Source organism: Acinetobacter sp. YH12249 (genome assembly GCF_013417475.1).
Taxonomy (GTDB): Bacteria; Pseudomonadota; Gammaproteobacteria; order Pseudomonadales; family Moraxellaceae; genus Acinetobacter.
Genome location: NZ_VPDX01000017.1, coordinates 66,731 through 76,264 on the forward strand (window position 1 = coordinate 66,731; position 9,534 = coordinate 76,264).

Here is a 9,534-nt window from a genome sequence, read left to right on the forward strand (position 1 = left end):
TTCGGTAAATTAAATAAATTAGACTGGATCAGGCAGTCCTCTACATGACGGACAATTCTTGAAGCAGTTGGCTCTGCCACACCATAACTTGTTGCGACATGGAACAATGTTCGATATTTACGCTAGTAACTTAAACACAGAAGGATTTGATCTTCTATACTTAATTTGGACGGTCTGCCTTTAGCAGGGATATGCATTTTAAGTTGTTTAACCATTAAATCAAAGGTTGACCATGAGATGCCTGTATATCGCTTGAACTGTGTTTCAGAACACTTCTTTGAATCGGTATATTTCATTCGCAGATTATGCATGATTATTTAAAATTGTTTGGTACAAATAATAAGCAAAATATTGATCGTTTTTTGATTTATGAAAAAAGATCTAATGTCAGAAAGTGATATGAAAGAAACTCAAGGCGGTATAACTGGACCATATGTGTGTGCGGAATGTGGTGGTAGACATGGTGGTATCTACTCACCAAATTACTGTCAATATTATTACATTAAGCTACAATAGTAATTTAACAAAGATAGGAGTTTAAATCTTACTCCTATCTTTTATTCTAGAGACAAATATATGACTACTAATCCTAAAATTGGACCACACGAAGAAATAGAACTTGAGTTAATGAGAGTAAATCAAAAAAAAATTGCATTATTTGATTTTTTTCCAGAAGAATTCAGAGAACCTTGTGAGAATGGTGAGATAAATTTAATTTTTAGTAAGATTAAATCTAGACTGAAAGACTTAGAGATTGATGTATATATTTTTTATATACATAATGAAAAAGATAATGCTTATAGATTATTAGACTTAATTAATAAACAATTAAATATCGAAAAAATAAATATTGATTTAGAACGAGAAATTGGGCATATTTTAGGCTATGAAGAAAAAGATATTGATTTTTATATTGATAAAATTCAAAATTCAAAATTCAAAATTCAAAATTCAAAATTCAAAATTCAAAATTCAAAATTCAAAATTCAAAATAAGTAAATTATGAAAAAATCGTATATTAACTCTTATTCCCATTAATACTATTGCACAACCATTTATATCGTTAGATGATGAGTTTAATAAAACAGGTAAAGCCTCAACCTCCATTTACTCTTCACTTTTCATAGATAATTCATCAGATTTTTTATTCCGAAATCCTGGTTACCAATTAAAAAATAATGAAAAAACCACTCAAAACTATAATTCTTTTAATATTACCCCATCTATTAATTACAACTTATATAATAATTTCATTATAAATACTACTGTTAGTGGAAATATAAGTAATTCTAATCTTAGAAAGAATACAGATTTTCGAAAAGAAAGCGAATTTTATTTTGTGCCTTGAACATGAGTCTTAGTGCGAAACAGCTAGAGCAATATGCCCCTCTTGATCCACCAGCTCAAAAAATGATTGAACTGGCACAGCAGAAACTGAATTTATCAGCACGAGGTTACCATCGGATTTTGCGTGTTGCCCGAACCATTGCCGATCTTCATCAAAGTCCAGATATTCAGACTGGGCATTTATCCGAAGCCTTGTCTTATCGCGGGCAGCACGTTTGATTAACTTAATTTGAGAATCCAAGTAATAAAAAAGGCGACCTAAAGTCACCTTTTTTATTCAGAGAAAATTAGAAGCTATAACCTAGTCCGAATACTACTTTGTTCTTTTGTTTCACATCCATACGATCATAACCACCGATGATGTAATTGATGCTTGCAGTAACACCAGTATCTGCAAAAGGTTTAATAATTTTAAAAATATAAAGTCAAGGTAAATTGGCAACTGAAAAGGCCTAATTTGTGATTCTATGTAATATGGTCTGCTATTTGAAAATGGGTTTTTCTTTTTTTATATTTAATGATCTAATTTTTAAAAAATTAGGTTAAGCATGTATAAAAAATTATAATTTAAAATAATTAATAAAATTCAATATCTTTATAAATATAATTATATTTTATATAAGTATCAAAATGTATTTCTAGATTTTATTTTAAATTTAAGCGTATATACAGTTTTTTGATTAAGTTATGAATTTAATTGAAAAATAAAGTTTATTAAAGATAGAAAGCTTTCAATATGTGTTCATTCTATTATTAAAAGTAATTTATGTTTCTTATAAATCTAGACTTCAATTACTTAACTTACCTTTTTTTACATTGAATTAATATGTAACAGGTAATAACTTGGCGAATTTTTAAAAATAGGTAGAGTGAATATTAAGTCGAAACCTAATCATCGGCGATTTAAAGCAAATAGTAAGGAGTTACACCATGGCTAATAATCAACAGCAAAATCAGCAAGACCAACAGAACCAACAACAACAGCAACAGCAAGACCAACAACGTCAGCAAAACCAGAATCAAAATCAGCAACAGCCGAACCAGCAGCAGCAACAGCCGCAGGGACAGCAAAACCAACAGCGTCAGCAGGGCCAACAGGACCAGCAACGCAATCAGCAACAACAGCAACAGCCACAACAAGATAACCAGCAGCAAAATTTGCGTAATCAATAAGATTAGTCAAAGCTGCAGCGTTCATATCTAAGCTGTGTAATCTCTACAAAAAACCGCCTTCTTTAAGGCGGTTTTTTTATTGTTCAGAATAAATCAGCATTGAATATTGGATTTTACTTTATAAAAGTCGAGCGCATTTTTCAGATCTTTCAGTAATTCCTGCTCCTCATATTCTTGTGGCATTAGTTTTATTAGGGCCGGCATATAATGAGTTTTATATTCTTTAGGATAATCCTCACATAAAATATGTGTTCTTTCCTCAAGGCTAATAGTAGAAGAATCTAATTTATCTAAATAAGCACTCAATCGGGCATCTGATTGTTCAAACTGAGCTTTCACTGCTGGATCAGGTTCAGCTGATACATCTGCCTGTTGTTTCTGGCAGCCTGTGATCGCCAATGCCAATAGGGTAATTATGAATAGTGATATTTTCATGGCAACAATATATTGTTATCAGTCGTTGGAAAAATTATAAAGAGAAATGAGTGAAAGAGCACCTGCCTTTAAACTCATTGACAGCTGAGAAAATAAAAAATGAAAAGGACTTTGATAAAATAAGTAAAATATCTACCAATATGTATAAGTTGCATATCTGCTTTTATGACTCACTTGATTGAATGAAAACTGAATGAATCAAAGTTTTTTGTATTTAATTGCATCTAAGTTGATGAAAAATAGCCAATAAAATATAAAACATAACCTATATTCAACATTTAGTAAAAAAGCCTCTATATTTCATATACATATTAGATGCATGACAAGTGGTACTTTATCACCACTACAACAACTCAGATAAAATAATTTAAAATCAGCAAGTTAAAAAGCCCTGTTTAATCCAGACAGTTAAGCAGGGCCCATTTTTTAGATCATAAATATGTCAAAAATAGATGATTCTCCGATATTTATCCTTCACATAAGTTTTCATATACAACATAAAACCTGAAAATACGTTCAAGTGTGAAACATGAATAGATGTTATTTATATATCTCTTTTCATGAAAAGACAGGGTAGAGCTATGATGAGATGTATCTGTGCATTTGGTATGGGTGTCATGGTGGGATGTTGCTTTAAATCTTGCAAAGAAAAAATGTGCCGGATGATGAGCAAGGATCAGGGTACCAAAGACCAAGCGCCAAAACATGAAGAGAGTGTGCAAATTTAGAGGCTATAGCTTGCCTGTACGATCGCAGTACAGGTGAGTGATTCAATAGTTTCAAGGTAAATAAATCGTGGAGCTGTAAGCCATTATCTTTAAAGCAACTAAGCTCGATCCATGATCGAGCTGTTCACAGTCAGGAGAAACACATGTTCCAATTTATATGTTGTTTATTTGGTCTTCATGGTGCGACTGAAATTGATTACACAGTCGATGATTTCGAAGTCAAAAAGTGTCGTGATTGCTTGAAAGATTTAAATTAACTCTCTAGACCTTCGCGGTATAGATGGATGTTGAATCCCCGTTTGATATAGCTCGACGGGGTTTTCATTTTTTATTATTGATATTTGAAAATAGAACCAACATATCAGCGCTATATTTTTATAAATTATTGATAGTTAATTAATAAATATTATTAAAATAAGAATTTATCTATTTTCATTTTTTAAGTTAAGCATATAAATACTTACCCTACCTAAATTCATGCTTTAAGTGTTATTGCAATATGCGATATTTAGGTTATACTCTAAATATAGCAAAATGCGATAAATAATTATGCATGTGATCACTCACGCTCGGATTCTGGAAGCAATACAAAAGTGGCCACACGCTGAAACTGCATTGGATGGTTGGTATCGAATTATCAAGGCCAATGATCCTAAGGATTTTGCCGACATGAAGCGATTATTTCCCGCAGTCGATAAAGTCGGGAAATTTCATGTCTTTGATATTGGTGGCAACAAGATCAGGTTGATTGCAGTTGTAATCTACCAGGCAAAACGTGTCTATATTCGCCATGTCTTATCCCATCAGGAATATGACAAAGGTCATTGGAAGGAGGCTTAATATGAATGCAATGATTAAACAGGCCGTTGATCACTGGCGTTATGTTGCACCATTGCTCAGCAAGCCAGAAACTGAAGAAGACTTTAATACCCTTACTGAAGCTTTAGATGAACTTCTAGATATTGTAGGTGATGATGAATCGCATCCTTTAATGGGGCTGATTCTTCAATTGGGTGACTTAGTCTCAGCTTACGAGCATGAGCATTTGCCGATGCCAGAAGGAGATGGACGTACTGCATTGGCTTTCCTGATGGAACAGCATGGCCTAAGCCAATCAGACCTATCTGATATAGCTACCCAGTCGGTCATTTCTGAAATCCTGAATGGTAAACGTCAGCTCAATATCCGCCATATTAAAGCTTTGTCTGAACGTTTTAATGTTTCTGCAGATACTTTCTTTTAAGTAATAAGAAATTAAATTATAAATTGATCTATGAGCTGTGTTTTCTGGAAGCAGGTTGCACAACCAGGCAGATTTAGATTAAACAAGAAGTCTATATAAGCTCTGATTAGAAGAATATATGTTTATTAAAATGTATGGAAAACATAAATATTATTGATGTTTAACCTTATATGTCCTAATAATTTTCTAAGCATCTAGAGGAAAGGGAATATATATGACAACTCATGCAGACCACCAAACAGAGCAAGAAGATAATCCGCAAAAAGAATCTAATGATGATAAAGGCAATCAAGCAACCTATAAGGGTGTAAAACCTGAGAAAAAGCCTAATGCCGAGCCAGAGCATCCACTGAGGGAGCAAAAGTAAGATATTAATATCAGAAAGCTCTAATTAAATTTAGGGCTTTTTAGATTTTGATTTAAGTTTCGGAAAATTTCTGCTTTACCTTACTGGGAAGATGAAATTAACGATCAATCTTTAACAGTCCATCCCAACTAAAATAATTCTGGCTTAGATACTGTTGAGACATGGCCCAGCTCCGGTCAGGAATTTTAGCTGCTCCAATTGCCAGCTTTTGATCCCCAAATCTTTCTTTTACTTTTTCTAGCGCTTGTTGAAGCTTCTCATTTTTCTCGATCTGAGCATGGTCCGAGAGCAAGTCATAGACATAGGCCGATTTAGGTTCAAGCGCCGTTAGAATAACCCCACATTTTTTAAACTCAACACCTTCTAAAAACAGTTCATGCATCTGTTGCATCAACGCCCGGTTCATTATAACAGCGGAATCACTGGGTTCAGAAAAAGCGATATTGACAGATTGATGATAAAAGGGTTCGTTCTTGTCAAAAGGATTGGATTGAGCGAAAGCAATGATGCAACCACATAAGGATTGATCTTCTCTCAAGCGTTTGACGGCATTTTGCAGGTAATCACTCATAGCCTCCGTTAAAGCTTCAAGATCTGTTACTCGGCAACCAAATGAGCGTGAAGAAATAATCTGCTTCTTGGGCTGGCACGCCTGTTCCAGTTCAATACAGGAAATTCCCTGTAATTCCATCACAGTTCTTTGCATAAGAACTGAAAATAATTTTCCGATTCGATGGTAATCGGCCTGAGCTAAATCAAGAACAGTATGTATACCTAAGTTCTTCAACTTTTTACTCTGCTGGCGCCCAACCCCCCAGACTTCAGCAACATCAATCAAGCTCCAGAAGTAATCTCTATGTTGTGGATGCATAGAAGAAAGATCGCAAACCCCATTAAAGCGTTTGGCTTTCTTGGCCATATAGTTGGCTAATTTGGCCTCGGTTTTGGAACGACCAATACCGACACAGACGGGTAGGCCAATCCATTGCAAAATACGCCGTCGCATATCCTGACCATATTCTGTTAAATCATGATCTTTTGCATAAGCTGTAATTTTCAGAAAGCATTCATCTATGGAATAAACTTCCTGTTCATCAGGGGCTACATATTCAGACAGAATAGAATGAAAACGTTTGGACATTTCTGCATATAGGGCATAGTTGCTGGATAGCACTTGAACTTGATGCTGTTCGACAATATTGCGTATCTGGAAGAATGGAACAGCCATTTTAATGCCGAGATCTTTTGCTTCCTGCGAACGTGAAACTACACAGCCATCGTTATTTGACAGCACGATCACAGGTACCTGATTCAGTTTCGGATTGAATAGGCGCTCACAACTGACATAGCAGTTATTGACATCAATCAGCGCATAGATTTCCTGCTGATATTTCATCTGAATTTTTTAATGACGTTGGTGACCACACCCCAGATTTCAAATTGCTGACCTTCTACAGGATGAATATCGGGATAGTCGTCATTCTCGGCTTTTAGCCAGCAACCCTTTACATCGATAATCAGCCGTTTGACAGTAAATTCGTTATCTACACAGGCAATCACAATATCTCGATGTTGCGCTTCAATGCTACGATCCACAATCAGGGCGTCATTGATATCAATACCTGCATTCAACATTGACAGCGAATTGGCTCGAACAATAAAAGTAGCATTAGCGTTATTAATCAGGAATTCATTCAGGTCGAGTTTTTTATCAATATAATCTTGTGCAGGTGAGGGAAAACCAGCCTGAACGCGTTCAGTAACTAAAGGAATTTCCATTTGGGTAACAGGATCAAACTGGCGAATATCACTGATTTCATTTTCTTTTTTAAGTGATTTTAAGTATGCTTTGATATCCAGGACTTTGGATTCAGGTACACGAATTACTTTGGTTTCTTCGGCCTTTTTTCTGCCTGCACCAATTCTAAAGCCCCCATGCGAATTTGTCATAAACCTGCTACTTCTTGATTGTTGTTACATTAATCAAGATTGTAATGATTGCTTTATTTTTATACAAATAAATTAAATGCTTTAAAATCAGATACTAATAATTAAATTGCTTTTATATTTCAGTTTTCCGACAAACGGGAATCTCGTAGCTTTGCAATAAATTCATCCCGCATTTCGAAGAAAAACTCACTTGCTTCCTCATGATTGCAGTGCAGCCAGTCCTGTCTTGACTCTTTCGGTATCACAATAATCGAGCGTTTTTCATCATTCGGATTATGGAATTGATTCATAAAAGGATGCTGATTCGCATTAATTGTGAGCATTGAAAAAGACCGAACTTTTTCACCCTCAATGATTGCATCATCATAAATGGCTGCAACAGTAAAAGGATCGCCGTCTTCACGAGAAATAGCATACCAATGAGATTTGCCATTAGTGTATTTGGGTTCATAGAACGTATCTACAGGTACCAAAGCAAACTGATTGTTTTTCCAGGCATGCCGAAAACTTGCTTTTGAGGCAACCGTTTCAGTCCGGGCATTATAAGTATGCCGACCAAATTTTAATTCTTTGGCCCAAGAAGGAATAAGCCCAAACCGTGCGATATCCAGTTCAAACTCGTCAGCACCGCGCATAATGATGGGAGCAGGAGCCAAGGGATATACATGCGTTTTCATATCCAGTTCAAGTTGCTCTTCATGAATATCTAATAAAGAGAGACGGCTTTTTGAGGGGAATTCATAGTTTGAACACATGGGCGAACGCTCTCATGATGATCTATCATGAGAATTAAAATATAAGAGAGATAAGTGCAAAACAATTTGAATATCGTAAGTTGGATTTTGACCAGCAAGCAGGATTTTTATTTTATAAGTATATATTTAGAGCCTAAAAATAGACTTCCTTCATAAATCATTTTTCAACCAATTTAATTGTTTATCTTTCACCCAATCTAAATTGTATATGCCAGCAAGTAAATTAAACCGCAGGTTTAATCGTTTACGACGATTTCTATATACACAAGATAAAATCTTAAAACATTTCATCCTTCCAAATACATGCTCTACTTGAATTCGTCTACGACCAATCTCTTTATTTAACTTTTTTAATTCAGAATCTAGTTGTTCAGTTTTCTTTGCTTTAGATGGCATGAGGCATCCAAAACCCAATTTCTTTATCCCTAAATACCCCTTATCAACGATAAAAAGGGCTTAAATTTTAATTTCCTCATGCTTTTTTTAAATATTTTAAAATCATGCATGCTTCCATGACTTCCACATACACTCAGTATTTCACCTGTTGTATAGTGCATAGATAGCTGAAATTTAAAGGTATGTCGCTTTTTTTACCGCTATACCATTTCTTCTGTTTTTTTTGGACGTTGAACTAATATTTCAGTTGCATCAATCACAACAACTTCCCAATCCACTTCATCTCGATTAGGAAGTTGTTTTGGCAAGTTAAATTTTCCAGAACGGATTAAGGTATCTTCAATAACACGTGTGATACGAATTGCACTCGTTTCAGATACACCGTAACTCATACCAAGATGAAAAAACGTTCGATATTCTCTCCAATATTCTATACATAAGAGCAAACGATCTTCCAACGGTAATTTATGCGGTCGTCCTTTACCAATATGACAAGGTAAATGCTTATTTAGCTCGGCCAACATGAGGTTAAATGTAGCCCAACTAACACCGGTAAGCCTACGAAATTTAACGTCTGATAATTTTTGAATATCTTTGAATTTCATCCAAGAATTATCCCTTGAATTAAATAATTTTGCTGATTAATTTAAGATCAAATAAATTGTACGTTTTTTGATTTATGACGGAAGTCTAATATTTAACTCAATAATATTTTAAGTAAATTTAATATTATGAAAAGATTAAACTTTTATTTAATCTATACAGATATACATAATTTAACTTTTTATTTAAAAAAACACTCCAAATGGCTTTGGAAAGCTACAAATATAGATGTTAGTTATATAGGCTTGCATTTATGAGCATGAGGTGAAAGATGAAGTTATTAACGTTAATTGGTGCAGGTGTACTTGCGAGTTATTGTTATAAGAAAATGAAATACAAAAAGGACGGTTCAAACAATCCTACTCCTCAGAATGAACAGGTAGACAGTCAAGCAGCAAACCCTGTTGAATAATAGACCTCTTTCATAAATCATTTTTTGCTCAGTTCCAAGTTGTAGATTCCAGCGATTAAATTGAATCTCAAACCAAGCCTTTTACCTCTATTTCGATAACGCTCAGCAAGGATTTTGAAGGTTTT

Annotated in this window: 13 protein-coding genes and 3 pseudogenes; 8 read left to right on the top strand and 8 right to left on the bottom strand. The window is 34.5% G+C overall.

Annotation, left to right across the window (positions count from 1 at the left end; genetic code table 11):
* Positions 1–35: 35 nt before the first annotated feature.
* Positions 36–110, bottom strand: a pseudogene (locus tag FTV25_RS16195) (hypothetical protein); the annotation flags it as partial.
* 466 nt (positions 111–576) lie between these two features.
* On the opposite strand from FTV25_RS16195, the gene FTV25_RS10230 reads away from it, so the two are divergent.
* The 3 genes and pseudogenes from FTV25_RS10230 (at position 577) to FTV25_RS10240 (ending at position 2,520) form a co-directional block, all read left to right on the top strand.
* Entirely contained in the window at positions 577–999 is a 423-nt protein-coding gene (locus FTV25_RS10230; RefSeq protein WP_257218937.1) for a hypothetical protein, read from the top strand.
* A 327-nt stretch (positions 1,000–1,326) separates the two neighbouring features.
* Positions 1,327–1,566: pseudogene (locus FTV25_RS10235) on the top strand (magnesium chelatase); the annotation flags it as partial.
* 711 nt (positions 1,567–2,277) lie between these two features.
* Entirely contained in the window at positions 2,278–2,520 is a 243-nt protein-coding gene (locus FTV25_RS10240; RefSeq protein ID WP_034705379.1) for a hypothetical protein, read from the top strand.
* Positions 2,521–2,613: 93 nt separating this feature from the next.
* Here FTV25_RS10240 and FTV25_RS10245 read toward each other — a convergent pair whose 3' ends face one another.
* Entirely contained in the window at positions 2,614–2,955 is a 342-nt protein-coding gene (locus FTV25_RS10245) for a hypothetical protein (RefSeq protein WP_175967532.1), read from the bottom strand.
* 581 nt (positions 2,956–3,536) lie between these two features.
* Here FTV25_RS10245 and FTV25_RS10250 point away from each other — a divergent pair.
* The 4 genes from FTV25_RS10250 to FTV25_RS10265 all read left to right on the top strand — a co-directional run bounded on the left by FTV25_RS10250 (position 3,537) and on the right by FTV25_RS10265 (position 5,293).
* Positions 3,537–3,683, top strand: coding sequence for a hypothetical protein (locus FTV25_RS10250; RefSeq protein ID WP_179992345.1), 147 nt, complete (start codon positions 3,537–3,539; stop codon positions 3,681–3,683).
* Between the two features lie 549 nt (positions 3,684–4,232).
* Positions 4,233–4,523, top strand: a complete 291-nt coding sequence (locus FTV25_RS10255; protein ID WP_180003241.1) for a type II toxin-antitoxin system HigB family toxin — start codon at positions 4,233–4,235, stop codon at positions 4,521–4,523.
* A 1-nt stretch (position 4,524) separates the two neighbouring features.
* Positions 4,525–4,926, top strand: a complete 402-nt coding sequence (locus FTV25_RS10260; protein WP_004785978.1) for a type II toxin-antitoxin system HigA family antitoxin — start codon at positions 4,525–4,527, stop codon at positions 4,924–4,926.
* 214 nt (positions 4,927–5,140) lie between these two features.
* On the top strand, positions 5,141–5,293 hold the full coding sequence (locus FTV25_RS10265) for a hypothetical protein (RefSeq protein WP_004785976.1): 153 nt from the start codon (positions 5,141–5,143) through the stop codon (positions 5,291–5,293).
* A 97-nt stretch (positions 5,294–5,390) separates the two neighbouring features.
* On the opposite strand, the gene FTV25_RS10270 is transcribed toward FTV25_RS10265, so the two are convergent.
* From FTV25_RS10270 to FTV25_RS10290, 5 genes are all read right to left on the bottom strand, one after another.
* Complete coding sequence (locus FTV25_RS10270) at positions 5,391–6,689, bottom strand: Y-family DNA polymerase (protein ID WP_180003243.1); 1,299 nt, start codon at positions 6,687–6,689, stop codon at positions 5,391–5,393.
* On the bottom strand, positions 6,686–7,243 hold the full coding sequence (locus FTV25_RS10275; protein WP_034170368.1) for a LexA family transcriptional regulator: 558 nt from the start codon (positions 7,241–7,243) through the stop codon (positions 6,686–6,688). The genes FTV25_RS10270 and FTV25_RS10275 overlap by 4 nt, the downstream gene beginning before the upstream one ends.
* Before the next feature lie 119 nt (positions 7,244–7,362).
* Entirely contained in the window at positions 7,363–7,998 is a 636-nt protein-coding gene (locus tag FTV25_RS10280; RefSeq protein WP_180003245.1) for an SOS response-associated peptidase, read from the bottom strand.
* A 150-nt stretch (positions 7,999–8,148) separates the two neighbouring features.
* Entirely contained in the window at positions 8,149–8,394 is a 246-nt protein-coding gene (locus tag FTV25_RS10285) for a transposase family protein (RefSeq protein WP_004783115.1), read from the bottom strand.
* A gap of 200 nt (positions 8,395–8,594) precedes the next feature.
* The gene (locus tag FTV25_RS10290) at positions 8,595–8,999 is read right to left on the bottom strand and encodes a transposase family protein (RefSeq protein ID WP_004783114.1); all 405 of its coding nucleotides are present in this window, start codon (positions 8,997–8,999) and stop codon (positions 8,595–8,597) included.
* A 269-nt stretch (positions 9,000–9,268) separates the two neighbouring features.
* Here FTV25_RS10290 and FTV25_RS10295 point away from each other — a divergent pair, with 269 nt between their 5' ends.
* Positions 9,269–9,409, top strand: a complete 141-nt coding sequence (locus FTV25_RS10295) for a hypothetical protein (RefSeq protein WP_162835331.1) — start codon at positions 9,269–9,271, stop codon at positions 9,407–9,409.
* Between the two features lie 17 nt (positions 9,410–9,426).
* Here FTV25_RS10295 and FTV25_RS10300 read toward each other — a convergent pair.
* Positions 9,427–9,534 (bottom strand): annotated as a pseudogene (locus FTV25_RS10300) (IS5/IS1182 family transposase); the annotation flags it as partial.